This is a genomic window from Spirosoma aerophilum, assembly GCF_054782495.1.
Genome location: NZ_BAAGSJ010000038.1, coordinates 296694 through 321286 on the forward strand (window position 1 = coordinate 296694; position 24593 = coordinate 321286).

20 protein-coding genes and 1 pseudogene are annotated in these 24593 nt (G+C 52.7%); 10 read left to right on the forward strand and 11 right to left on the reverse strand.

Annotated features, from left to right (window positions below; translation table 11 throughout):
- Positions 1-130: 130 nt before the first annotated feature.
- Entirely contained in the window at positions 131-1156 is a 1026-nt protein-coding gene (locus tag ACYVK4_RS30975) for a S66 peptidase family protein (protein WP_461131466.1), read from the forward strand.
- Here the strand turns inward: ACYVK4_RS30975 and ACYVK4_RS30980 are convergent.
- Positions 1153-2868, reverse strand: a pseudogene (locus ACYVK4_RS30980) (arylsulfatase). The gene ACYVK4_RS30975 and the pseudogene ACYVK4_RS30980 overlap by 4 nt on opposite strands.
- A 75-nt stretch (positions 2869-2943) precedes the next feature.
- Here ACYVK4_RS30980 and ACYVK4_RS30985 point away from each other — a divergent pair.
- Together ACYVK4_RS30985 and ACYVK4_RS30990 are read left to right on the forward strand one after the other, a co-directional pair.
- A complete protein-coding gene (locus ACYVK4_RS30985; RefSeq protein WP_461131467.1) occupies positions 2944-3192 on the forward strand; it encodes a DUF3820 family protein in 249 nt (82 codons plus the stop codon).
- 144 nt (positions 3193-3336) lie between these two features.
- Positions 3337-4284 carry a hypothetical protein gene (locus ACYVK4_RS30990; protein WP_461131468.1) on the forward strand — a complete coding sequence of 316 codons (948 nt, stop codon included), beginning with the start codon at positions 3337-3339 and terminating at the stop codon, positions 4282-4284.
- Positions 4285-4394: 110 nt separating this feature from the next.
- Here the strand turns inward: ACYVK4_RS30990 and ACYVK4_RS30995 are convergent, their stop codons facing one another.
- Complete coding sequence (locus ACYVK4_RS30995) at positions 4395-7097, reverse strand: M14 family metallopeptidase (RefSeq protein ID WP_461131469.1); 2703 nt, start codon at positions 7095-7097, stop codon at positions 4395-4397.
- A gap of 335 nt (positions 7098-7432) precedes the next feature.
- Here ACYVK4_RS30995 and ACYVK4_RS31000 point away from each other — a divergent pair, with 335 nt between their 5' ends.
- On the forward strand, positions 7433-8095 hold the full coding sequence (locus ACYVK4_RS31000; RefSeq protein ID WP_461131470.1) for an NAD-dependent epimerase/dehydratase family protein: 663 nt from the start codon (positions 7433-7435) through the stop codon (positions 8093-8095).
- 160 nt (positions 8096-8255) lie between these two features.
- Here ACYVK4_RS31000 and ACYVK4_RS31005 read toward each other — a convergent pair whose 3' ends face one another.
- The 4 genes from ACYVK4_RS31005 to ACYVK4_RS31020 form a co-directional block, all read right to left on the reverse strand.
- A complete protein-coding gene (locus ACYVK4_RS31005) occupies positions 8256-9059 on the reverse strand; it encodes a hypothetical protein (protein WP_461131471.1) in 804 nt (267 codons plus the stop codon).
- 143 nt (positions 9060-9202) lie between these two features.
- Positions 9203-10615, reverse strand: coding sequence for a S8 family serine peptidase (locus ACYVK4_RS31010; protein ID WP_461131472.1), 1413 nt, complete (start codon positions 10613-10615; stop codon positions 9203-9205).
- Between the two features lie 137 nt (positions 10616-10752).
- Positions 10753-11079 (reverse strand): hypothetical protein, encoded by a 327-nt coding sequence (locus ACYVK4_RS31015; RefSeq protein ID WP_461131473.1) that lies wholly within the window; start codon positions 11077-11079, stop codon positions 10753-10755.
- 63 nt (positions 11080-11142) lie between these two features.
- Positions 11143-12486, reverse strand: coding sequence for a S8 family serine peptidase (locus tag ACYVK4_RS31020; protein ID WP_461131474.1), 1344 nt, complete (start codon positions 12484-12486; stop codon positions 11143-11145).
- Between the two features lie 815 nt (positions 12487-13301).
- Here ACYVK4_RS31020 and ACYVK4_RS31025 point away from each other — a divergent pair.
- Both ACYVK4_RS31025 and ACYVK4_RS31030 read left to right on the forward strand, forming a co-directional pair.
- Positions 13302-14618, forward strand: coding sequence for a gluconate:H+ symporter (locus ACYVK4_RS31025; RefSeq protein WP_461131475.1), 1317 nt, complete (start codon positions 13302-13304; stop codon positions 14616-14618).
- Positions 14619-14786: 168 nt separating this feature from the next.
- The gene (locus tag ACYVK4_RS31030) at positions 14787-15275 is read left to right on the forward strand and encodes an ankyrin repeat domain-containing protein (RefSeq protein ID WP_461131476.1); all 489 of its coding nucleotides are present in this window, start codon (positions 14787-14789) and stop codon (positions 15273-15275) included.
- Positions 15276-15322: 47 nt separating this feature from the next.
- Here ACYVK4_RS31030 and ACYVK4_RS31035 read toward each other — a convergent pair whose 3' ends face one another.
- Positions 15323-16246: an AraC family transcriptional regulator gene (locus ACYVK4_RS31035; protein ID WP_461131477.1), complete on the reverse strand. Its 924-nt coding sequence runs from the start codon at positions 16244-16246 to the stop codon at positions 15323-15325.
- Between the two features lie 212 nt (positions 16247-16458).
- Between ACYVK4_RS31035 and ACYVK4_RS31040 the strand changes: the two genes are divergently transcribed.
- Both ACYVK4_RS31040 and fdhA read left to right on the forward strand, forming a co-directional pair.
- Entirely contained in the window at positions 16459-16860 is a 402-nt protein-coding gene (locus ACYVK4_RS31040) for a GlcG/HbpS family heme-binding protein (RefSeq protein WP_461131478.1), read from the forward strand.
- A gap of 105 nt (positions 16861-16965) precedes the next feature.
- Positions 16966-18156, forward strand: a complete 1191-nt coding sequence (fdhA, locus tag ACYVK4_RS31045; protein ID WP_461131479.1) for a formaldehyde dehydrogenase, glutathione-independent — start codon at positions 16966-16968, stop codon at positions 18154-18156.
- Between the two features lie 91 nt (positions 18157-18247).
- Here fdhA and ACYVK4_RS31050 read toward each other — a convergent pair whose 3' ends face one another.
- Together ACYVK4_RS31050 and ACYVK4_RS31055 are read right to left on the reverse strand one after the other, a co-directional pair.
- Positions 18248-18667: an OmpA family protein gene (locus ACYVK4_RS31050; RefSeq protein ID WP_461131480.1), complete on the reverse strand. Its 420-nt coding sequence runs from the start codon at positions 18665-18667 to the stop codon at positions 18248-18250.
- A 25-nt stretch (positions 18668-18692) separates the two neighbouring features.
- Positions 18693-19409, reverse strand: a complete 717-nt coding sequence (locus ACYVK4_RS31055) for an SDR family oxidoreductase (RefSeq protein WP_461131481.1) — start codon at positions 19407-19409, stop codon at positions 18693-18695.
- Between the two features lie 310 nt (positions 19410-19719).
- On the opposite strand from ACYVK4_RS31055, the gene ACYVK4_RS31060 reads away from it, so the two are divergent.
- Positions 19720-21120 carry a glycoside hydrolase family 88/105 protein gene (locus tag ACYVK4_RS31060; protein ID WP_461131482.1) on the forward strand — a complete coding sequence of 467 codons (1401 nt, stop codon included), beginning with the start codon at positions 19720-19722 and terminating at the stop codon, positions 21118-21120.
- 155 nt (positions 21121-21275) lie between these two features.
- Here ACYVK4_RS31060 and ACYVK4_RS31065 read toward each other — a convergent pair whose 3' ends face one another.
- Both ACYVK4_RS31065 and ACYVK4_RS31070 read right to left on the reverse strand, forming a co-directional pair.
- Entirely contained in the window at positions 21276-21713 is a 438-nt protein-coding gene (locus ACYVK4_RS31065; protein ID WP_461131483.1) for a nuclear transport factor 2 family protein, read from the reverse strand.
- A gap of 164 nt (positions 21714-21877) precedes the next feature.
- Positions 21878-23590 (reverse strand): GMC oxidoreductase, encoded by a 1713-nt coding sequence (locus ACYVK4_RS31070; protein ID WP_461131484.1) that lies wholly within the window; start codon positions 23588-23590, stop codon positions 21878-21880.
- 135 nt (positions 23591-23725) lie between these two features.
- Between ACYVK4_RS31070 and ACYVK4_RS31075 the strand changes: the two genes are divergently transcribed.
- Positions 23726-24580, forward strand: coding sequence for an SDR family oxidoreductase (locus ACYVK4_RS31075; protein WP_461131485.1), 855 nt, complete (start codon positions 23726-23728; stop codon positions 24578-24580).
- Positions 24581-24593 lie beyond the last annotated feature (13 nt).

Genomic DNA, 24593 nt, shown 5'->3' on the forward strand with positions numbered 1-24593 from the left:
AGGGTGATTGGTTTGTGATTGATTTGGGTTTGTTTACATAAAAGTTTGTACGATGAGCAAGCTACTGCATTTGCTTGTCAACTCCCCCGTTTTCGGTTATCTTTCTGCATCGATTTCATTCGTCTTCTCCATGTCTTCTCGCCGTTCCTTCCTGCAAGCCACCACCCTGGCCCCGCTCCTATCGCTGACAGGCAACCTGCCGCCCCTTACAGCAATCAAACCCGAACGACTGAAACCGGGCGATACCATCGGGCTGTTTTGTCCGGCAGCTCCGGCCTTTACCCGCGAAACCGTGCAGATTGCCGAGGAATCCCTTCAGGCACTAGGCTTCAAAACCATCGTTGGCCCCCATGCCTACGACCGCTACGGTTATCTGGCCGGACGCGACGCCGACCGGGCCTCCGACCTGCATGCCCTTTTCGAAAACCGGAGCGTGAAGGCGGTCATGGCCATTCATGGTGGCTGGGGCTGTGCGCGGCTGTTGCCCTTGCTGGATTACAGCCTGATTCAGCGCAATCCCAAAATCCTGATCGGTTACAGCGATGTGACGGCTCTATTGCTGGGTATCTATGCCAAAACGGGTCTGGTCACATTTCACGGTCCGGTTGCCTCAGCTACATTCAACGCCTATACGGTCGACTGGTTCAGGCGGTTACTGGTTCAGGGCGAAACCCTGACCATGAAGAACCCCACCGACAAAGGCGATAATCTGACGCAGGTGCAGGATCGGGTGGCTACACTTCGACCAGGACTGGCCCGAGGTCGATTGATGGGGGGCAACCTCACGGTATTGAGCCATCTGATCGGGTCAATGTACCTCCCCGACTGGAAAAACGCGATCCTGTTTCTGGAAGATACCCACGAAGATGTTTACCGAATGGACCGGATGTTCAACCACCTGAAACTGGCGGGCATATTAGATCAAATTTCCGGTTTCGTATTCGGCAAATGCACCGACTGCGGGCCCGGCAGCGGCTACGGCTCTTTAACGCTGGACGATGTGCTAACCGAATACATTATACCCCTGAACAAGCCCGCCTATTCGGGAGCGATGATCGGCCACATCAAAGATAAATTTACCGTTCCGGTGGGAATCGACGCCGAAATGGACGCCACAGCGGGTAACATTCGATTGCTGGAATCGGCCGTTGTTTAATTCTTCTTGCCGGGTTTTGGAAACACCGCATGTGTGCTCGCCCAATGGTGCCAAAGCCCCTGAAGCTGCCGGACTTTTTCGGGGTACTTGGCAGCCACATCCTGTATTTCGGATTTATCGATCGCCAGATTGAACAAACGCCAGGTACTGTCGCGGCTCGATGACACCAGTTTCCAATTGCCCGACCGGGCGTAGCGGGCACCAAAATGCTCGTTGAATAACAGCTCATGACCAACGGAGGGCTTCCCGGCGAAAGACGGAGCCAGGCTGACTCCCGTTGTGGGTGTGATGGCATGTCCTTTATACGTCTTTGGATAGACAGCGCCGGTGAGGTCAAGAAACGTTTTCATAAAGTCCATTACATGACCAACCTGGGCACTATAGCTCCCTTTTCTGGCCGTGATGCCTCTTGGCCAGAACGCCACCAGCGGAGTACGGATTCCCCCTTCATACGACTCTGCCTTCCAGAATCCATAGGGCGTATTGGCCACATTGGCCCATCGCTGCCCAATGGACGCATACGACGTTTCGGCACCCGGCAGTATCTGCTTTTTCAAATCATACACGATTTTGCGGCCATCGCGGGTTTCGTTCGGCCGGTCGAAGCCGGGGCCATAGGCAGCGCAGTTTTCAGGACTCGCGCCGTTATCCGACAAAAACAGGATTAGTGTATTGTCCAGTTGACCGGTTTCCCGCAGGGCGTTGATCATGCGGCCAATGCCCTGGTCCATCCGGTCGATCATGGCGGCATGAACGGCCATCGCCCGCGCATCCCATTCCTTATCCGGGTTGGCCTCCCACGTTACGTCATTCTGCCAGCGTTGAGACAGTTTGGTTTTCGTGGAGTCAATCAGCCCTAACGTCGCCATTTTCTGATACCGGGCTTTTCGAATGGCATCCCAACCCAATTTATACGTGTCTTTATACTTGGCAATGTCCTCCGGCAGGGCCATCAGCGGCCAGTGGGGAGCCGTTTCGGCAACGTAGATAAAGAATGGCGACGACGTTTTGGCGAAAGACTTAATGTAGGCCACCGTCGTATCGCTGATAGCATCGGTATGGTAATAGTTTTTGGGGACTTCTTTAACAGGTTTGGTGCCGCTCACTAAGCTGAACGGATCGAAGAAATCGACCACGCCTCAGATGTTGCCGAAGTATTTATCGAAACCCCGGCTGGTCGGATACTGGCTGATGGGCGCAAAATCACCATAGTCTTTTTTGTGGTTCAGCCAGTCCAACTGTTCCTGGGGGTTCGTTTGCACATTGGTGTTTGAGACATGCCATTTGCCGGTCATACCCGTTTGGTAACCTGCTGATTTCAGTACCTCGGCCAGCGTGACGGTATTCTCTGTCATATGCCCACGATAGCCCGGTTCATCTTCGGCGTCAGTCATTTTACCGATACCCGCCTGGTGGTTATACAGTCCGGTGAGCAGCGACGCCCGCGTTGGGCAGCAGCGCGAGGTGTTATAAAACTGTGTGTAACGGATGCCGTTATTGGCCAGATAGTCGATATTGGGCGTATGGATTTCGCCCCCGTAGCAGCCCAGATCCGAATAGCCCATATCGTCGGCCATGATGACAATGATGTTGGGCTTGCCAGCTGCCCGGTACCGTAATGATACAGGCTGTTTTTTGGCAACACCGGCCGATATCAGGATGCCTGCCAGTGCCACGAACGGCAATATCAATAAGCCTATGCGTTTTTTCATGTTACCAGTACGAAGGCAATCCAAACTGATTTATCATGTAGTCAATTCAACTATTTTTTTCTTATTTTGATCTTTATGGTAAAGGACATGGGCGACGAACCTGCACAAGGCAACAGCGATATTTTAAGAGAACTACTTCATTACCAGATGCCCTTCGGCAAGTACAAAGGACATCTGATTCGGTCCCTGCCCATTTCCTATCTGGAGTGGTTCGTGCAGAAAGGCTTCCCGGCAGGCAAGCTGGGCATGCTGCTGCAAACGATGTACGAAATCCGGCTGAACGGGCTGGAATATTTGCTGGATGGCTTAAGGAAAGGAAAGTGATCGGGTTCCATATCCTCGTTTAAATAGTCTTCCTCCCTATCCGCTTTTTCGTTCGATTAACAAGGCCAAAGCCCTCTTATCCGGTAATCATTGGGCGATCAGCTAAAGAACCGTTCATTTGACCCAACCTTTACAATCAAACAAATGAACTGGACAACGGCTCAACAAGACGCTTTGCTGAATGCTATTCAGCGCCGTAATGAACGCGATATCTTAAAAAATCAGTTGGTGCAAACTCAGACTGAACTTGAAAAGCGTCAGCACGAACAGGCATCTCTGCTCGATCAATGGCGAGACGAACAAGCCGATGTAGACCGGCTGAACCGGCTGAGCTGGGCCAGTTTGTACCATGATCTTCTGAACCAGAAAGCCCAGCAACTCAGTAAGGAGGAAGCGGAAGCCCAACAGGCCCGACTTCGATACGATGCTGTTTGTGCTACGGTGAACGCCTTGCAACAACAAGCTGAGCAGCAGAAAAAACAACTGCCCGACTTCGGCAACGTTGATACTACATACGAGCAACTCATCGAGAATAAACGGAAAGCGCTGCTTGCTAGCTCGGATGCCATACGGGAGCAGTACCAGCAACACCTGACCGAACTCATTCACAGCAACCACTACGCCCAAGAGTTGACGGAGGCTAAACATGCGGGCATACAGGCGCTTCAGGAAGTAAGGCAATTAGGTCAATTACTCAACGAAGCCCATACCTGGGGTACCTGGGATATGCTGGGAGGCTCTGCAATTTCGTCGATGATTAAATACAGAAAACTGGATGAGGTTCGGGATCAGTCCCAGCGAGTAGCCCATAGTTTACAGCAGTTTCGCAGGGAGTATAAAGACATTAATCAAGCCTTCCTGCCCGACTGGACCTTTGACGACAACCTCACCCGGTTTGTAGACATTTTCTTCGACAATATTTTCACAGACTGGTCGGTACAAGCCCGCATCAACAAGGCCAGAGAAGCGGCACTGACCATCGAAAATCAGCTGGCTACCGCCATAACCGAACTACAAAGCCAACTGACTCAGTCAGCAGAACAGACGAAGCAGACATCGGAGAAATTTCAACGATTTGTGGAGACAGTGTAGGGCTGGCGCGAGCATTGGCTCGTGCCAGTTTATGAAGTCAGTATTCACTGACGCAAGCGAATGCTTGCTATATGAAAAAGCACGGGTAAATTCCCGCGCTAGCATCTTCATCACTTCACCGGCAACACCACCGGCGATTTCCAGAACTCCGGTGAGCCATATTTCCCTCTAGCCACTTCACCACCATACAGCACCGAGTTGAGCAACACCCGATACGTACCCAACGGTTGACCACGCCACTGCGGCCGGAAACCGTGCAGAATGACATGACCCTTTCCGTGCTGTACATCCAGCGAGGCCGCATACCCATGCAGGTACTTCTCACCCAGCAAATACCCCGACCGCAAGGGCGACCCACTCGATGCGAACGTAGCCAGTGCCTGCCCTTTGAAACCATCCAACGTAGCAAAGACGGGGCTTCCCTCCACAAAAACAGCCGCTTTAACAGGCATACCGGCCATAACCGGGTGCGTAGCGTCGGTTTCTATTTCCAGCAGCGAACCGCCCGTAAAGAAATCTTTGCTGTTCACCCCCGCTACCACATTTTTTACGGGCAGGTGAAGTGCCTCAATGGCGTAGTCACTGCTGGTATTCAGGCAAACGAGCGTGCCGCCCTGGCTCACGAAGTTGCTCAGATTACTGGCGCCCAATTCACCTAAACCGCCTTCGTAGGCCGGAGGAACCAGGCCTTTTGCGAAGCCGTCTTTTATGTTTCGGGGCCGGTCGGAGGCAATCAGGATAACATCAAAACGGTCGGACAAATCGCCGGCCAGCACATCGGTATTGGTGATGTTGACGAACGGCACCTCAAACTGCTCCAGTACCCAGTGCGTCCAGCCTTCATCCATGCTGGCCGTCCAGGGCTTGTAGACGGCAATGCGGGGCTTTACAGTGGCTCCGGCGGTGTTGGCGGTCAGCTCTGCCGTAAGGCCCAAATCCTTTATCCAACCCTCTAAAGTGACCTTCCCGACCCCGCTGATGGCATATTTCTGAGCGTCTTTGCTGTACTTCACCAACCCACCGGCTTTCATCGCCCGGCTGATTACTTTAAACGCATTGTTCTCGGCCGGATTGACGAGGGCTACCGTTCCGGTTCCTGTCAGCCGTCCTTCGGGTGCTTTGATACCTGCCGAAACGGGGTTGGTGTCGAAGCCAATGCCCGTCACGAAATCAGCCGGATAAGCATCTTTTTTATCATCCGTTTTCCAGTCTTTCGGCGTTCCGGCCACCATCTGAATAGCCGACTTAACCTCGGCGGGCAGCGGTGTTACGGCCGGAATGACATGGAGTTCAAACTGCAAAGGCAGTGTCCAGCCAGCGGCATCGTAGGGCTGCTCCGGCGGTCCACCCGGAAACTCACGCAGGTCAGGATAAGCCTGTACATCGAGCAGTTGTTTGGTCAACTCACCATACTCCTGATTCATCGGAATGACCCAGGTGCCTTTCGGGTAGTTTCGTCCGTCAAACGCTACGTCCTTAGTCAGATGGCCGATGCGAATGCCGTGGAAGGCCAGACGGCGGAGTAATTCGGCGGGGCGAGCCGGGTCGCGCTGCTTTTGCGGGATGAAATAGGCGTAAGGCGGCTCCTGTTCGTATTTTTTAATGGTATTCCGTCCCGACTGGTAACGGTTGTATAGCAGCACATCACTGTATTTGGCGGCATAATCGAGGGTTGCCAGTGAAGCCGTTTCCATATATGCCATCGCATCGCTGATGCGCCACCAGCCACCGGGCCACGGACTGGAATACAACGACTCGACCCGAAACTCGTTCTTGTCTTTCGGGAAATCACGAACGGTGTAAAAGTGAGGTGTCGCGTAGTTGTACAGAGCCGTTTCGGTCCAGAACGCCGGGATATTCTGCAGCACCGGCATGTAGTCGATATAGCCCGGATACCAGGCGTCGAAGCCCGTTCCCATGTGCGTAGCGCCTTTCTGTCCGTTACTTTCCAGCGCCTGGGCCATGGCCATACCAATCATGTTTACCTCGCGGGCAATGATCGGGGGCGTTTGCGATGCAATGGGCTCAGCAAAGGGCGGTAGCCAGATACGCGTGGGAAACGGTGAGGTCTGGTGATGTACGAAGATGATATTCGGCTCCCACTCGCGCCAGGTCCGCGCCACCACCCGCGACTCGATCATGTTGAGCATATAGGCATCGCGGTTGTTGTCGTGCCCTACGTATTTCTGATACAGGAACGGCGGTGGAGCTACTTCGTAAGGCGTCCCGACGTTCGACTTATACCAGTCGCCAATCATCGTTTGCCCGTCGGGATTGAGCGACGGCCACAGCAGCAGAATGACATTATCCAGAATGTTCTTCATTTTGGGGTCGTCGGCTTTGCTGAGCATATCGTAGGCCAGGGAAATGGTATGCTGTGCCCCGGCCACCTCGGATGCGTGCAGGCCACCGTCGATATGCACCAGCGGCTTCCCTTCCAGCGACAGCTTTTTGGCGTCCTCATCCGTCAGCTCGGCCGGATGCGCCAGCCGTTGGGCGATAGCCCGGTATTTGTCGATGTTATCGAGGTTCTTTTTAGACGAGATCAGGGCGAAATACCAGGGTCTTCCTTCGGAGGTTTCGCCTACATGCACCAGTTTGATCAGGTCGCTGGCTTCGTCGAGCTTTTTAAAATAGGCCAGCGATTGTTCGTAAGTAGCGAGCTTAAAATCAGCACCGACGGGAAAGCCGAGGGTTTCTTCAGGTTTGGGAATCGTCTTTTGCTGAGCCAGAGCGGGCACGCCCATTAGCCAGCACCAACAGCCTACAAGAAATGAAATACGTTTTAACAGATACAGTGGGGAGATGTTCATTGATAGAAATTCAGGTTGTCAGTACTGGTAGTCTTCGCGAAGTATGGTGCACTCTTTGGTACCGATCACTTGAAATCGAAATCGGAGAAGTGGATACGATTGAATAGCCGAATTTATATAAACTTACTTAACCAATGGATAAAAGTTTATTTGGCCGTTTAATCGAATAACCAATCAACTTACATTCAGTGAAGAATTCAATCACTGCCCCAAAGGTCAGACTACAGCCATTGAACCTATTTAAGTCCGTTCGAATTGGGAAAGACAAGCGGCTTCGTACATTTATTCATCATCCCGAATGAGGGGAGCAACCTCACCTAAAACCAATTCATTACATGAAAATCAGAGCCATAATAACAGGTGCCACGGGCATGGTTGGCGAAGGCGTCATGCACGAATGTTTGCAGCATCCCGATGTGGAAGCCGTTCTGCTCATTAACCGGAAACCTAGTGGCGTGTCACATCCAAAGGTTAGGGAGATTATTCATAAAGATTTCTTCGATCTGTCGGCCATCGAGTCGCAGTTGAGCGGATATAACGCCTGTTTTTTCTGCCTCGGCGTATCGTCGGTGGGGATGAAAGAAGATGAGTATCGGCACCTGACCTATGACCTAACCCTACATGTCGCTCAGACCTTGTCCAGGCTCAATTCCGACATGACCTTCGGTTATATTTCCGGCGCGGGGACGGACAGCACCGAGAAAGGGAGCAGCATGTGGGCAAGGGTAAAGGGAGCGACTGAGAATGCCCTCATGCGGTTACCGTTCAAAAAAGCTTATATGTTCCGGCCGGGGTTCATGAAACCTACGCCCGGCCTGAAGAACACGCTGGTCTATTACAAGTACATTAACTGGCTGTACCCCATTGGCCGGGCCATCTACCCGGCTGGTTTTTCCACCTTGCAGGAACTGGCCCTGGCCATGATTAAGGCTGCTGCGATTGGTTATGAGAAATCCATTCTGGAAGTAAAGGATATTGTGGAGTTGGCCAAGCGGTAGTGTGTAGTGCCAGAGATAGGATCGCGGATGAGACGGATCAAATGGCTGACCATAGGTTTGATCCGTGAATATCCGTTTGATCCGTCTCATCCGCGATCCATTTTTAGCGAACATGAGGTGAATTCATTTCCAAATGAAAGTTCTGTGTGTAGGACATCCTTCACTCCACAACCGAAACGATCACGTAATTATCATTCCGGGTAATTCCGTACAGCACCTGCTTACCTTTCGCGCTGCGGTCAATCGCAAACGCCTGCCCTTCGCTAATGGTTGGAATGGTTTTTACGTACTGCAGCGTGTGTCCCCGTTCGGGTAGTTTCAGGACATATAATTCGGGTTTGTCATGACCGGTGCAGTAGATAAGCCCGTCGGGGCCCCAGGTTCCGCCCGAGGTGCTGTAGGGGGCGAAGGCCTGTAACACATGGGCCGGGAACGCCCAGGCGTCAAGTTGCTGCCAGGTTGAGGTATATTTGACCAGGGTTGTCCAGCGATTATCGCGCCCTTCGGCCGAGGCTTTGTTGGAGTAATTGGCAAAGGCTACCCACCAGTAGCCTTGATGAAAATCTGCCCAGGTTACCGAGCCGGGAAATAACCCGAAGCTGTGCGTTCCCACATGCCGAAGCGTTTGGGTATCGAAGATTTCGATGGAACTGGCCATGGGAACATCGGGGTAATTGGAGTGTGTGCAATAGAGTTTCTGCCCGATCACAACCCCGCTATTCATATGTTTCAGCAGACCGGTGGTATCCTGCCAGGCCGCAACCTGTTTACCCTCTTTTTTGGTATGCTTTGTCAGGGAGTGGTTGTTGATCACGTAAAAATGAGTCTGGTCAACGGCCACGCCCTGCTGAACCTGAGCTAGCTGAAACCGCCGAATTTCGGTTGCTTTCTGAGCCTGACTGCCTACGGAAAGAAGCAGACCAATCAAAAAAATAAGACTTGTCGTTGGGTGATGGAACGTCATGTGTCTGGATGTCGCCGGTACAGCGTGCAAGTTACAGGGAGCCCCCTGTTTTCAAGCCGATTTACCCGGAAAATCCGCCCTCATGAAGGCAGGAAGTCGAATTCGAGTCCCGCTTACCCAGAAACAACACCGTTAAGCTGACGTTACGGAGCCTGAACGAGCCCGGCTCCAACGCGGGTAGGCGGAAAAGGCAACCCGCGGGCCGTGTCCAGTAATTTTCGCCATAGCTGCATACCGCGCAGCGTCGGCGATGTTTCGGCCCAGAGTGCCGCACAACCGGCCACATGGGCGGTAGCCGAAGCGATTCCACTGATGGTATTGTACCGACGGGGGCGTGTCCAGGAAGAGAAGGTGTCCTGGCCCGGAGCGGCAATATCAACTTTACCGACGGGGGAGAAAGACGTCGGCTGTAAGTTTGGGTTGAGGGCCGCCACCGATAGTATGGTGGGCGAGTTGGCCGGTGCGCCGACCGCAGATCCTGAACTGCCCGATCCGGCAATGATCAGACACCCCCTGTTCAAAGCTGCCTGCCCAGCGGTAGTAAACACAGACGAGGGTCCACCCGACATGGCTACAGGGGCACAAATCACGGGGCAGCGGTTGGCAATACCCCAGTTTATGCCCGTCAATACACTGGCTACCGTACCTGCCATTGAGTTCGTCAGCACTTTCCCAACAAAGATGGAGGAGCCGTAGCTAATCCCATAGCGCGGAGTTGGATCGTTGGGAGCCTGAGGGCCGCAGGCGGTACCGACCATGTGCGTGCCATGCCCATTGAGATCCAGCACCGGCTGACCAACAAACGTTTCACCAGTCACAGGGCGACCCGCAAAGTCAGGATGGCCGAGATCGAAGCCATTTGTCAGCAAAGCAACTGTCACTCCTGCGCCACGGCTCGTACTCGTTAGTACCCGGCATGATTTTAGTCCCCAGGTTGCGCTGGCTACCGCCGTGTCTTCGTCAATTTCCAGATGTGAATGACCGTTGCCACTACCCCGGACGTCCCGGGCAATTGTCTCCGTAGCCTGCATGTACTCCTGCAGGTCGTCTTCCGATATACGTTGCAGGGAGTCCGCGAAGCCCGGCAGGCTTTCAAATGTGGTATCGGGAGCTAGCTCAACAAAGCGGCTATCTACGATGCGCCCACTTGTTCCACCATCCGCAAACACAAAATACTCCGGATCGATGGAGGCAATCGGGTCCTTAACGCCAAAGCGCCGATTTACAGGTAAAGGGTGTTCCTGAAGTACATGTCCACCAATCAGAGCGATGTTTAGTTCAGGAAAAAACACGGCGTCGGCATCGCCTACCTGATCGAGTGTAACGGCCTGCCCGCTAAAATCTCTGGCATCGGCTACCCGCCTATCCGACTTTAAGCCCAACAGCGACAGGCCCTCCTTCCCGGTTCCTTCCCGGAAGGTAACCAGAAAGCGCCCCGTCTGAAAGTGATCATCGCCACGGTCTAATGCCGCCAGTAACAACTCGTCGACAGACGAAGAAACCCGACTGGCTGAGGAGCCATTCGGAGAGTCATTTTTAGGATCATTTGTTGCCATGACACACTCCCTCCAACATACTGACAATGAATGAGATTTGGCGCTTATGTGAACGTCTGACTTTTTGTACACACAATAGTCCCCTACTCCACTGGTTAGTGACCAGTCGATAAACGGGCAGCCCGGCTTGACCGAACCTACCAGGTTATGGATGCGCCGGGTGGCGGAATTTGTATATCCACATCGGGCGATACATCCGCAACACCGGGAATTTTCCTTACCCGACGCACCACATCGTCGCTGCCAGAGCCCGTAATGCATCCAACCTGGTCCAGCACCAAGTCAACGGCAAAGCCCGACTGACGAACCTTCTCGGATACCTCATCCAACGGCCGGTCGGCAGACAGGGTAATAACCCATCGTTTTGTTTCAGACATGATCTTTCTGGAATAGTTCACGGGTTGGTTGTCGGCTTTTGACACCATCAATATGAACAAAATAACGACCCATCGATAGTATGGCATGTGCTTTTCAGTAAGCCTGATGGCCGGTATTTCTATCGACCATCAGGCTCAGCGAACGTTCGATTAAGGAGCCTGAACGAGTCCGGCCCCTACGCGGGTTGTGGGCAGGGGCAGGCGTCTGGCCGATGCCTGCAGCTTACGCCATAGCGTTAGTCCGCGCATATTGGGCGATGTTTCAGCCCAGAGTGCTGCACAGCCAGCCACATGTGGCGTAGCCATACTGGTGCCACTAATGGTCCTGTAGCGGGTAGGACGTGGCCACGACGAGAACACATCCCGACCAGGACCCGCAATTTCTATTTTACCAAAATTAGAAAAAGAAGATGGTGTTAAGGAAGGGTCCAGGGAAGCTACCGACATAATGGTTGGCGAATTAGCCGGAAATCCCGTTGACGAACTGGCATTTCCGGCGGCTGCGATAATCAGGCAACCGTTATTCAACGCGGCCTGGCCGGCGGCTGTGTAGGAAGGCTGTACGCCACCCTGACCACCGAGCGACATGGAAATGACGGCACAGCGGTTGGCAATGGCCCAGTTCATACCCGCCAGTACACTGGCTCCAACACTGCCGCCGGAGTTGGACAACACCTTTCCAACAAAGATGGATGAGCGATGGCCAATACCATACCGGGGTGTTGTGCCCGCGGGTGACTTTGGCCCGCAGGCCGTGCCGGCCGTATGGGTGCCGTGCCCGTTAATATCCTGCACAGGCTGCCCCACAAAGGTCTGACTAACGATCGGGCGCCCCACAAAATCAGGATGGCCCAGGTCAAAGCCGGTGTCGAGTATAGCAACCCGGATACCCGCCCCACTGCGGATGCTGGCAGGAACCCGGCAGGCATTTAACCCCCAGGTGGCACCAAGTACCTGTATTTCCTCCTCAATGTCTACCAGTGTGTTCCCGTTAGCCCCCATCTCTTTGGCAATGGCCTCCGTTGCTTGCAGAAAACCCCGCAAAAATTCGCTCGATGTGTTCTGAGCAGGTCTGGTCTGCAGGAGTTCGGAATACATACTATCCGCAAATACAAAGTATTCCGGATCGATTGACAGAACCGGACTGTCCGTAGCTACCTCAGCAAAAGCATCCATGCTGCGTTCCTGCGCGGCATCGCCCCCGACCAGCGCAACACCAATTTCGGGAAAGATAACGGCGTCGGCATCGGCCGTGCTTTCCATCACAACGGCCTGGTCGTCGAAGTCACGGGCATCGGCAATGCGCATACCCTGCGCTTGTAACGACTGATACCCTTCTTCATTAGCCCCCTCTTTAAAGGTGACCAGATATCGACCCGTCTCGAAACTGTTATCATCCCGTTCGAGAGCCGCGAGCAGTATTTCGTCGACGGATGAAGAGGCCCGATTAGGAACACCTCCATTAGAGCCATTATTTGCATCTTTCTTAGCCATGGTTTTTGTTTTTTTAACTGTGATAAAACAGAGGAATGGATTGGAACAGGAAATTGATATGCATGAACGGACACGTATGAACGTTCGGTGTAGACAGAGCGAAATCTTGTAGAAATCGGGTGCATGGCAGTTGCGAGGCCGAAACTGCCATCAGAAACCTTAATAAAAGGCACACAGTGGCCTTGAGGCCGAGCAGTCGCTACTCCCCACCCTTAGGCAGAACACATACCACCTGACTAACTGAAACAGCTGCTTTAGAGACGAATCGACCAACCACCCGTTTTTCCATGGATGCAGCTACCGGCCGGATAGCTTCAGGGGGCGATTACGTTAAGAAGTGCGTTCTCGATAATCTATTAATTCTCGTGCGTATACCCAGACCGTCTAGGTCCTGTTCTGGCCTCGCGCAAAAGCCATTTCCCACCACTACGACGTACTTCTAACAATCGTTAGCGTTGACACTTCCGCTTCGAGTTCTAGTTAGAAGTAAAATAATACAATAGTCACCAACATTACCAACGCTCTTTATCAAACGGTAAGTATTTAACTATCAACTATTTAACATGTATTACTTAAAATCTATAGGTCTAAATCCTCCATAAACACTCCGATAAACGAGTTACCTTCAGACACATTTCGTTACGGGACGGGTATCGGGGCACACCCACGTCAACTGACGGATAGACCAGCACTATTTTTGCGGGTCCGGACGGGTTTGCCCTTAGTCGGGAAAGTAGAAATGGCGGGAAACAACATTGATAAATTAATGAGCTACGTGTTTGTCGCATTTAGTTAGTCACCCCATACATTCTGTTATGCCCCTAACGATTACCTTCCTCGGCATTCTGGCCCTGATTGCTCTTATTTCAGTTGTCCGGTTACACGCCTTTCTGGCGTTTCTGGCCGTTTCTCTGGGCGTCGGACTGTGTTTAGGGCTGAAACCGCTGGCTGTTTCAGACGCCATTCAGAAAGGCATTGGCGGTACGCTTGGCTCTATTACGGCCATCATCGCTCTGGGAGCCATGTTAGGCAAGCTGGTGGCGCAGAGCGGAGCCGCCCAACGAATTGCCGTGAGCATTATGGCGCTGGTAGGCACTAAACACGCACGCTGGGCCTTTCTGGTAACGGGCTTCATTGTTGGGCTTCCCCTTTTTTATTCCGTTGGGTTCATGCTGCTGGCCCCTCTGGTCATTACGGTCGCTTACCGCTATAAATTACCTGCCCTCCACATCGGCCTGCCCATGCTGGCATCGCTGTCCGTGACGCAGGGGTACCTGCCGCCCCACCCCGCCCCCCTGGCCATTCTCAAACAGTTCAACGCCGACATGGGCCTGACGCTCTTCTATGGCATCCTTGTTTCTATTCCGGCCATTCTCATTTCAGGAGCCCTGTTTGGCTCGACGGTGAAACGGTATACGACTTTACCAAACCCTGCCTTCATAGCCCCCGACCTACCCGACGACCAGATGCCCTCGACAGCCATCAGTTTTCTGACGGTTCTGCTGCCGATTCTGCTCATCGGAATGAGTACGCTGGTAAGCCCGATGCTTCCCGCTGATTCGGTCGGCCAGCAGGTCCTGCTGTTTATTGGCGAACCCGTGTTGAGTATGTTTTGTGCGGTTGTGGTGGCTTCCGTTACGCTGGGTATCTGGCGGGGAAAGTCAATGTCGACCGTTACGGCCATGCTGGGCGAATCCATTAAAGATGTCGCGTTGCTTTTCCTGATTTTCGGTGGAGCCGGGGCGTTGAAACAGGTATTGACCGATGGTGGCGTGAATCAGGCCGTTGCCGACCTCATGCGCGATTCGACGTTGCACCCCTATGTGCTGGCCTGGGGCATGGCGGCTCTCATTCGGGTGTGTGTAGGTTCTTCGACGGTGTCGGGAATTACGACCGCCGGGTTTGTAACCCCCATGCTCACGGCCCCGGGTGTGGAGCCTAATTTGATGGTGCTGAGCATCGGAGCCGGCAGCATGATGTTCTCTCACGTCAATGACACCGGTTTCTGGCTGTTTCGGGAGTACTTTCAACTCTCGATGGCCGACACCCTGAAAACCTGGTCGGTGATGGAAACGCTGGTGTCGGTATCGGGTTTGGCCGGGGTAATGGCTCTCAGCTGGGTACTTGGTTAACGCCCGGGTAGCTGAGTACAGCAACGTACGTTCGACAACCTGACTGGCCGGTAATACGGAGTGAACAAATGGCCGAAACCAGACTGTGTTTTTTAAACGAAACAGGCTACTTTCGGTTGTTTACCCGAGGGGATACCCAAATTCCGATTCACTCAACTGCCTTTATTTATGTCTTTTTATTCTGAGCGACCCGAAGATCTATTGTTCGATGCTGCCCGGCGGGGCGATACAGCCCTGATCAATCAACTGATTGAGAGCGGCCTTGACGTGAATGTACAAAATGGAAAAGGGTTTACACCCCTGATTCTGGCTGCCTACGATGGCCACCTCGACGCAGCCCAAGCGCTGATCGACGCTAAAGCCGATGTCAATGTGCAAGATGTTAGCGGTAATACGGCCCTGATGGGCGTTTGCTTTAAAGGCTATCCCGAAATTGCCCGCCTGTTGATCGACAACGGAGCCGATCTGAACATCCAAAACGGAAACGGCGGTACGGCCCTTATGTTCGCCACCCTGTTCGGTCGCAACCAGTTGGTCAGACTCGTTCTCGACTATGGGGCCGATACCACCATTCGGGACATACGAGGACTGACCGCACTCGATCTCGCCATCCAGCAGGGCAACGAAGAAGCGTGGCAGCTCCTGAAGGATCAGTGATTTATCAACAGGCCGATAGTGTCCGGGTTGGTCCCGGACACTACACCTTATTCGATGGGTTCCATCCTCTGCTGCCGGTATAATTTGGGCGGCATGCCTTCCAGTAATTTGAAGAGCCGGGAAAAATAGTGCGGGTTATTAAAGCCAACCAGATCACTTACCTCCGAGACCGTCAGAGCGGGATCGGACAGCAGCCGCCGGGACAGACTGATGCGTTCCCGAATGATGAACTCGACCGGCGACAGACCAAATACCTCCTTAAATGAGCGAAAAAAGCTGGATTTGCTCATGCATGCTTTCTCACACAAAACATCGACACTGATCTTCTTGGTCAGGTGCTCGCGAATGTAACTAACGACCGACTCGAACCGGTTATTGACCGGCAAACCATCTGCTATCGTTGCCATATTCTGCGTTTGGATCACCCGAATCAGCAGCGACTTTAGCGTGAGATCGGCCAGCGCATCTTTGGCCGGATCGTCTTCCATACTGATGCTGATGAGCCGGTTCATCACGTTGGCCAACTCCCGGTTGTTGTAGAAATGGTACTGACTAAAGTTCAGACTCCATTCGATGTTGTCGTCTTTACGAGGATAATGTTCATTCAGGAACGCCAGTGTCTGCTGCACTACATCCCAGTTCAGCGCAATGGTGGCACACTGAACCGGGTGTTTGGCATCCGCTTCGGGAAAATCAACTTTCATCGATACCCCTTCGGGCAAAATCACCGTTTCGCCGGGCAGAAAATTAAAGCCGGGGTTCTGCGGAAGATACATCACCTTACGCCCGCGCAGCATACTGGTAATGACCATCCCATCGTACGACAACACCACGTCGGAACACTGTTTGTAGGTCTCGAAGATGTTTAGCTCACACTGATTAAGCGTAAAAACCCGGCGATTTTCGACCAGTGAGGTCAGGCTGGTGGTATCCGACAGGTTAATAGGTTCGAGGGCGTATTTACCGGGCATGGTTTATAAAGGACGTTTCCTAGTTGAAACGCCAACTTCCCCTCTTTTGTGTTGCGAACCAGTCAATAGAAGAAGATTATCGTTTCACTTATTGGCATTATCGTGTAACTGTGCCGGATAATCGACCGACTACTTTTGACCGGGAATAAATAAATCCAATCCCTAACAAATTCATTTTCTTCACATTATATTCACATTTATTAGCTAACATCATGGGAATTTCCTTAGAACAAGCCGAAGCGGCTATCCAGGCCGCCAAAGCCAAAGCTGTTGCTATTAACACGTTAATGAATATTGCCGTAGTTGATGCCGGGGCTAACCTGGTGGCTTTTGTCCGGATGGATGGTGCATGGCTCGGCTCGCTCGATATTGCCCAGATCAAAGCCCGAACGGCCCGTTATTTCGACATGCCAACCGGCGAAATAGGTAAACTCTCGCAGCCCGGCGGGTCGCTCTATAACATCGAGCATTCCAACGGAGGTTTGATCACCTTTCCGGGTGGAATTCCGATTAAAAGCAGCGACGGAACGATCATTGGTGCGATTGGGGTGTCGGGCAGCAGCGTCGAAAACGACCATACGGTTGCCCAGGCGGGTGTTGATGCCCTCAGCTAGAAAAGACGGTCGTGCTTAACGTCTCTATTCTTACATAAACTATTTTCCTGTCATGGTCCTCACCCTATAAACTCATAATTCTCAACTCTCAAACCCGTTACCATTATGTGTCAAAATCATGGTGTTGCCTACATCAGCCCTGGTGTGGTAGAAGTACAGCAAATCGAGTATCCGAAACTAGCCCTCGGCGACCGAAAATGCGAGCACGGCGTTATTCTGCAAATCGTTTCGACCAACATCTGCGGCAGCGACCAGCACATGGTACGGGGACGCACAACGGCCCCGGCGGGTCTGGTACTGGGCCACGAAATTACCGGTCTGGTCATTGAAGCCGGGCGGGATGTTGAGTTTATTAAAGAGGGAGATCTGGTGTCGGTGCCGTTTAACATTGCCTGCGGTCGCTGCCGGAACTGTAAAGCCGGTCAAACAGGTATTTGCCTGAATGTCAATCCGGGGCGGGCCGGGGCGGCTTATGGCTACGTGGATATGGGAGGTTGGGTTGGCGGACAGGCCGAGTACGTCATGGTGCCTTATGCCGACTTCAACCTGCTCAAATTTCCGGATAAGGATCAGGCAATGGCCAAAATCCGCGATCTGACGCTGCTCTCCGATATTTTCCCAACAGGCTATCACGGTGCTGTCATGGCGGGTGTAGGGCCGGGTTCTATTGTATATGTGGCGGGGGCCGGGCCGGTGGGACTTGCCTGTGCCGTATCCTGCCATCTGCTGGGAGCCGCCGTGGTCATTGTGGGCGACATGATACCCGAGCGACTGGAACAGGCCAGAAGCTTTGGCTGCGAAACCATCGACCTGCGCAGCGAAACCCCGCTGGCCGATCAGATTGCCCAAATCGTTGGCGTGCCTGAAGTCGATTCGGCCGTTGACTGCGTAGGGTTTGAAGCCAGAGGGCATGGCGCAGGTGCCAGTGCCGAGCAGCCCGCCACCGTGCTGAATGCGGCCATGACCATCACCCGGGCCGGTGGTGCCATCGGTATTCCGGGCCTGTATGTTACGGGAGATCCGGGAGCCGCCGACAAAGCCGCTCAGGAAGGCAGCCTGAGCATCCGTATTGGGCTGGGCTGGGCCAAGTCGCACTCCTTTTTCACCGGACAAACGCCCGTTATGAAGTACCACCGTCAGTTGATGAATGCGATTCTGTATGATAAAGTCCAGATTGCCAAAGCTGTCAATGTGGAAGTCATTAGTCTGGACAAAGCCCCCAAAGGCTATCAGGATTTTGATAAAGGGGCGGCCAAGAAATTCGTCATCGACCCCCACGGCCTGATTCCAAACTGAGTTTAACTGTCTACCAATCGTAAAGCCGATTAGCCCCCTCATCTGTCGGGGCCTAATCGGCTTTATATTTTCGTTGATTGGTGTGTCTACATCAGCGGGGCAACAATTGAACAACAACTCGCCTGCCAATGGTTTGGGTGACCTTCGCATCGCTTCCCGACGCTTTTGGATCGGGGCCTTCCCAACTCGCTATGAGCTGCCCGGCTTGTACCCCCTGCTGTTTCAGGTAACTCTCAACAACTTTAGCCCGGTTTTTGGCGAGAGCCAGATTCAAGTCACGCTTGCCTATATCGTCGGTATAGCCCGTTATGGTTGCCGTCAACGCTGGTTGATTTTTTAATAGCCCGGCCAACGAGTCAAGCGTTGTTTTTACCCTCGGTCGCAGCACCGGGCTGCTTTGATCAAAATACAGGATGGTAATGCTCAACGGCAGCATCGCCCCGGTTTCAGGCGGTGTTTGAGCCAGTGCTGCGGCCCTGGAACTGGCGATTAAAACCAACCAATAAGCCACTGACCTGGCCAAATTAATCACGCTTTTACTTGCCACCGGGTCGTGTGGGTCGTACTTCTATTTTGCTGGGGAGCGTTCGGGCGGGCATGTGGATCAGGTCGGCAACGATCTGACCAATGTCTTCCGGCTGGATTTTCCAGGCATCTTTCTCACTCGGCTGGTGGTCGTTGAAATAAGTGGCTACCGAGCCGGGCATAATGGTCGTTACTTTAATACCTTCACTGCGCAGGTCGAGCATGATGGCCTGTGAGAAACCAACCAGACCAAATTTGCTGGCATTGTAGGCGGCTCCTTTCTCAAAGAAGTTCGTACCCGCCAGACTCGCAATGGAAATAAAGTATCCTTCTGTCTTTTTCAATGCCTCGATCGTCGCTTTGGCAGTAAAGAACACACCGGTCAGGTTAATGTCGATGGTCTCCTGCCATTGCTCGAGTGTAAGTTCCTGTATGGAAGCAAAGTGCCCCACCCCCGCGTTGGCGATCACATAATCCAGCTGGCCCCATTGTTCCAGAATGGTCTCAACGGCTTTCTGCTGAGAAGCCAGATCGCGCACGTCGGCGGCAATACCGAGGGCATACCCCGGCTTGATTTCGTTGAGTTTGGCAGCCGCTAATTCAGCCGCTACCGACGACCGGCTTGTGATGGCTACTTTGATACCATCCTGTATAAGTACTTCGGCAATGCCGTATCCAATACCTTTCGAGCCGCCTGTGATGAGTGCGGTTTTTGTGTTGTCTGCCATAAATAAAAACGACTGCTGAAATTGATTAACTGAACCAAATCGTATGCAAAAACAACCCGATGTACCCCGCTAAAGTTTTGCTGAACCCAGTTTTCGCTGCTCCACGATGGCCTGATACATCAATCAACACCAACTACAGAAGGCCGTATTGGCCGGGCAATTGAGCTTAAAAGACTGAAAACTACTTTTTGCAGGAGTGTACATGATAGAAACCGAATGGAGTTTAGGCATATTTGCCCGACAAATTACACGTAACGCCTGGCTACGCCATTTACGTTTTGCTCACTACCTGTTTATCACTACCAGCCTAATGTTGATTTCCTTTCCTCAATCCAGTTCGTTATACCGTCCGGCAGGCTTGCTACTGGCCGGGCTACTCACAACCAGCCTGCTGCAGGCTCAACCCGGTGCCCCAAAAGCCAACGACTCCACCACTCCGCTTCACTTGCTGCAACCCGATTATCCGGTGCCTTATGGACAGCCTAAAATTGAAGAAGTAACAAGCGTACTGCGTCGTGTCTATAATTACCTGGAAGCCAATACGCCAACGCAGCTAATCGACAAAGAAACCAAAAAAGAACTAGCCCCCGGCAGCCCGTTTAACCCCAATGCTATTTTCAAACCCGGTGACTTTCGCCTGATCAGCTACGAGTGGGGCGTTACCTACGCGGGTATGCTGCTGGCCAGCGAAGCCACCGGCGACGGCCGTTATGCCGATTACACCAACAAACGGCTTCAGTTTATTGCCGAGCAGGTGCCTTATTTTCGCGATCAGGTAAAAGCAGACCCGAAAGCGAATACACCCATGCGGTCGGTGATGGCCCCTCATGCCCTCGACGATGCTGGCGCCATGTGTGCGGCCATGATAAAAGCCAGCCGGGCGGGTGGCCTGAAAGCGAACATGCGGCCCATGATCGACAATTATATCGACTATATCCAGACCAAAGAATACCGGTTAGCCGATGGTACCCTGGCCCGAAATCGTCCCCAACCCAATACGCTATGGCTCGACGACCTGTTCATGAGCGTGCCCGCCTTGGCGCAAATGGGCAAACTCACCGGCGACCAGAAATATTACAACGAAGCCGTGAAGCAGGTGACGCAGTTCTCCAAACGGATGTTCAATCAGCAGAAAGGGCTGTATATGCACGGGTGGGTAGAGGGCATGTCGGTACACCCGGAGTTCCATTGGGCGCGGGCCAATGGCTGGGGCATTCTGACTGCCGTTGAATTACTGGATGTGTTACCCGCCAACCACCCCGGACGGCCCGCCATGCTGGAACTCTTAAGAGCCCACGCGAAGGGGTTGGCGGCCCAGCAATCGGGGTCCGGTTTCTGGCACCAGTTACTCGACCGGCACGATTCGTACCTGGAAACATCGGCAACGGCCATTTATGTATATGCTTTTGCCCATGCCATCAATCAGGGCTGGCTCGACCCGCTGGCCTATGCGCCGGCCACACTACTCGGCTGGAACGCCGTATCGACAAAAGTTAACGCGACGGGGCAGGTTGAAGGCGTTTGTGTGGGTACCGGCATGGGGTTCGACCCGGCGTTTTATTATCACCGACCCATCAATCCTTATGCGGCCCACGGCTATGGGCCAACGCTCCTGGCAGGTGCCGAGGTGATCAAGCTACTTAAGAACAAGACCTTCGAAATCAACGATAGCTCGCTGCAACTCACGCAAAAAACCAAAAATTCGAATTAGTAAAAACCAACTAGTAACCAGGCAGGTATGTTCAGGACAGTTAACCCGGCTTATTCTCCTTTATTTACGTTTCAATTATCATAGGTTATCATCAAATAAGCCCACCAGACTTCTGATGGGCTTATTTAGTTATAATGCGATTGATATAGTAATCCTTAAATCTTAACGGCTTGCCGGGCCAGCAGTTTCCAGTTTCCCTTCTGCTTTACCCAAACCAGCAACACCGACAGTTTCGCCGTTCCCGGTTTGCCGTCATTGGCTGTTTCGGCCATTAATTTATGCCGAACCATAGCGGTATTCTCAACAATGGAAACCGATTGCTCTGTCAGATCGATGGTTTTAAAATCCGACGACCCACTGGTGAGGGCTTCGATGAACTCCTTTTTATCTTCGATCTTTCCATTCGAATGGCCGTAACTCAATTCATCCGTTACAAGCGATGCTAATTTAGCCTGATCGGGGTCGATCATCAGCAGGCGCAATTGCTTAACAGCGTTTTCTACTGAGGCCTGTTCTTTACTTTGTGCTCGTCCTGTCAGGGTTACGACACCGCAAAGGGCAATGATTACATACAGAATGGGTTTCTTATACATCGGTAGTAAGGGTTACTTAGGAGTTATGTCTATTGTAGCGACACATGCCACCACGATCATAAAAGTCAAATCAGTCAATTTTTACCGTACCCCCCAACATACTTCGTCTGAAATCCGATTGAGTTTCGGAGGCATTCCTCCGGGCAACGACGTTTCCAGGGGGATTACAAATTTCCCTTCTTCATTTCTCCTACGGCAAAGCTGGCGGCCCGTGCCGTTAAAGCCATGAACGTAATCGATGGGTTCTGCGTACCGGTAGAGGTCATGGCCGCGCCATCAGTCACAAATACGTTTTTAACGCTATGAAGCTGATTATGCGCGTTGAGCAGCGATGTTTTAGGGTCCCGGCCCATACGAACGCCCCCCATTTCGTGAATATCGAGGCCTGGATTGCGGTGATCGTCGTATGGGTTGATATGCTTACAGCCCGCTTTCTCCAGCATTTCGGCCCCCTGCTCCAGGAAATCCTTCATGACTTTCAAATCGTTGTCGGTATAGTCGATGTTCGTAACGAGCTGCGGAATGCCCCAGGGGTCTTTCCGGTCGGTACTGAGCCGCACCTGGTTCTCGTAGCGGGGAACGGTTTCGGCCTGCATCATCATAAATACATGCCAGGCCCCCGGATCGCTTAGCTTATCTTTAAAATCGGCCCCGAAACCGTCCTGCCCAGCCCCCCGCTGCCAGTTTCCCCGAGCGGCACTAAACGCCACCATATACCCCCGCTGAAAGTCAGTTTCCTGCTTCCGAACATTTCTAAAGTTGGGCATAAAGGCCGTTGTGGGCCGACGGCCATAGTAATAGCCGTCTTCAAACCCTTCATAATCGGCCACGATATTACCCCGGTAATTATGAAACGCGACATAGCGACCAAGAACGCCACTATCGTTACCCAACCCGTTTGGAAAACGGCGGGACGTTGAGTTGAGCAGAACCAGATTTGTATTCAGACAGGCAGCGTTGACGAAAATAATACGGGCATAATACTCCGTCATTTGCTTTGTATGGGTGTCAATAACCCGAACGCCGGTCGCTTTCTTTTTAACGTCATCGTAGATGATCGAATGCACGACCGAATCGGGTCTGAGCGTCAGCTTACCGGTTTTGGCCGCCCAGGGAATCGTCGACGAGTTGCTGCTGAAATAGCCGCCATACGGACAGCCCCGGTAGCACAGATGCCGCGCCTGGCACTGCGCCCGCCCCTGATCGTAGTGAATTTGTTTAGGCTCGGTCAGGTGAGCGCACCGGCCAATAATGACATGACGGTCTTTATAGCTTTCGGCAACGCGCTTCTGAATATGTTTCTCCACGCAGTTCAGTTGCCAGGGTTTCAAAAACTCACCATCGGGCAGCGTTTCCAGCCCGTCTTTGTTGCCACTGATGCCCACGAATTTCTCAACGTGGCTATACCAGGGCGCAATGTCTTCGTAGCGAATGGGCCAGTCGACGGCGGCCCCGTCGCGGGCGTTGGCTTCAAAATCGAATTTGCTCCACCGCTGCGTCTGCCGCGCCCAGATCAATGACTTTCCGCCTACCTGATATCCCCGAATCCAGTCGAACGGTTTTTCCTGCACATACGGGTGTTCGGCATCTTTCACGAAGAACTGCTCCGTGCCTTCGTCCAGCGCGTAGCATTTGGTGGCTATCGGGTTTTCTTTATCAAACGCTTCGGGCATGCGGTTCCGATGCGGAAACTCCCACGGATTGAGCGTTGCCGTTGGGTAATCGACAATGTGCTTTACATCACGCCCACGCTCCAGGACCAGGGTCTTCAACCCTTTTTCGCACAGTTCTTTAGCCGCCCAGCCCCCGCTAATGCCGGAGCCGATCACAATGGCGTCGTAGGTAGTTGCTTTCGTGGCGTCGCCGGTAATGTTCATGGTGGTAAGGGTATTTTACGCTACTATATTACGAATTCCTCTCGCGGGGACAAAATCTACCATTTCAATAGATTTATCAAAACAACCTCCGTCACTTTTGGCTTAAATAGAGTAGTACAACCCAACATCAACGTTATGGAAGCAAAAATTCCCCCGCAGCATCAGGACATTCAACCCGGTATTCAGGCTGAACTCGATCCGCAGCCAAAGGTGATTCGGTACCTGTATAAAGGGGCCAACAAATTGAAAGACAAAGTTGCCCTTATTACGGGGGGCGATAGTGGTATCGGGCAGGCAGTAGCCGTTCACTTCGCCCGGGAAGGAGCCGATGTCGCCATTTCTTACACACCGCGCGAAGAAATCGATGCGCAACGAACCAAAGAACTGGTGGAAGCCGAAGGCCGTAAGTGCCTGCTGCTCCCCGGCGACATTCGTCAACCAGCCTATTGCACCTATATTGTCGAGACGACCGTTCAGCAACTCGGCAAGCTAAATATTCTGGTCAATAACGCTGGGTTACAGTTGCAGCATAAGACCCTCGAAGAAGCTACCGACGACGACTTGCTGGCGACGTACGAAACCAATATCTATTCGTTTTTCCGAGTGTCGAAAGCGGCCGTGCCTCATTTACATAAGGGCGACTGCATCATTAATACAACCTCCATTACCGCCTATCAGGGCCGCGCTGACCTGCTGGAGTACTCGTCGACCAAAGGGGCGATTATGACCTTCACACGGGCCTTATCGAGCAACCTTATCACCAAAGGCATTCGTGTAAATGCCGTGGCTCCCGGCCCCATTTGGACACCCCTTAATCCCGCATCGGTCAGCGCCAAAGAGGTAGCTCAGTTTGGGCAGGACGTACCCATGAAACGCCCGGGTCAGCCCAGCGAAGTAGCCCCGGCCTACGTGTTTCTGGCTTCGGAAGATGCGTCGTATATCACCGGTCAGGTCATGCACCCCAACGGCGGAACTATTGTGAATGCGTAGATTTAGTCAGCCT

Bases quoted from the DNA above. Each gene is read 5' to 3' on its own strand.
- ACYVK4_RS30975 (WP_461131466.1), top strand. From the start codon at position 131: ATGTCTTCTCGCCGTTCCTTCCTGCAAGCCACCACCCTGGCCCCGCTC.
- ACYVK4_RS30985 (WP_461131467.1), top strand. From the start codon at position 2,944: ATGGTAAAGGACATGGGCGACGAACCTGCACAAGGCAACAGCGATATT.
- ACYVK4_RS30990 (WP_461131468.1), top strand. From the start codon at position 3,337: ATGAACTGGACAACGGCTCAACAAGACGCTTTGCTGAATGCTATTCAG.
- ACYVK4_RS30995 (WP_461131469.1), bottom strand. From the start codon at position 7,097: ATGAACATCTCCCCACTGTATCTGTTAAAACGTATTTCATTTCTTGTA.
- ACYVK4_RS31000 (WP_461131470.1), top strand. From the start codon at position 7,433: ATGAAAATCAGAGCCATAATAACAGGTGCCACGGGCATGGTTGGCGAA.
- ACYVK4_RS31005 (WP_461131471.1), bottom strand. From the start codon at position 9,059: ATGACGTTCCATCACCCAACGACAAGTCTTATTTTTTTGATTGGTCTG.
- ACYVK4_RS31010 (WP_461131472.1), bottom strand. From the start codon at position 10,615: ATGGCAACAAATGATCCTAAAAATGACTCTCCGAATGGCTCCTCAGCC.
- ACYVK4_RS31015 (WP_461131473.1), bottom strand. From the start codon at position 11,079: ATGCCATACTATCGATGGGTCGTTATTTTGTTCATATTGATGGTGTCA.
- ACYVK4_RS31020 (WP_461131474.1), bottom strand. From the start codon at position 12,486: ATGGCTAAGAAAGATGCAAATAATGGCTCTAATGGAGGTGTTCCTAAT.
- ACYVK4_RS31025 (WP_461131475.1), top strand. From the start codon at position 13,302: ATGCCCCTAACGATTACCTTCCTCGGCATTCTGGCCCTGATTGCTCTT.
- ACYVK4_RS31030 (WP_461131476.1), top strand. From the start codon at position 14,787: ATGTCTTTTTATTCTGAGCGACCCGAAGATCTATTGTTCGATGCTGCC.
- ACYVK4_RS31035 (WP_461131477.1), bottom strand. From the start codon at position 16,246: ATGCCCGGTAAATACGCCCTCGAACCTATTAACCTGTCGGATACCACC.
- ACYVK4_RS31040 (WP_461131478.1), top strand. From the start codon at position 16,459: ATGGGAATTTCCTTAGAACAAGCCGAAGCGGCTATCCAGGCCGCCAAA.
- fdhA (WP_461131479.1), top strand. From the start codon at position 16,966: ATGTGTCAAAATCATGGTGTTGCCTACATCAGCCCTGGTGTGGTAGAA.
- ACYVK4_RS31055 (WP_461131481.1), bottom strand. From the start codon at position 19,409: ATGGCAGACAACACAAAAACCGCACTCATCACAGGCGGCTCGAAAGGT.
- ACYVK4_RS31060 (WP_461131482.1), top strand. From the start codon at position 19,720: ATGTTGATTTCCTTTCCTCAATCCAGTTCGTTATACCGTCCGGCAGGC.
- ACYVK4_RS31065 (WP_461131483.1), bottom strand. From the start codon at position 21,713: ATGTATAAGAAACCCATTCTGTATGTAATCATTGCCCTTTGCGGTGTC.
- ACYVK4_RS31070 (WP_461131484.1), bottom strand. From the start codon at position 23,590: ATGAACATTACCGGCGACGCCACGAAAGCAACTACCTACGACGCCATT.
- ACYVK4_RS31075 (WP_461131485.1), top strand. From the start codon at position 23,726: ATGGAAGCAAAAATTCCCCCGCAGCATCAGGACATTCAACCCGGTATT.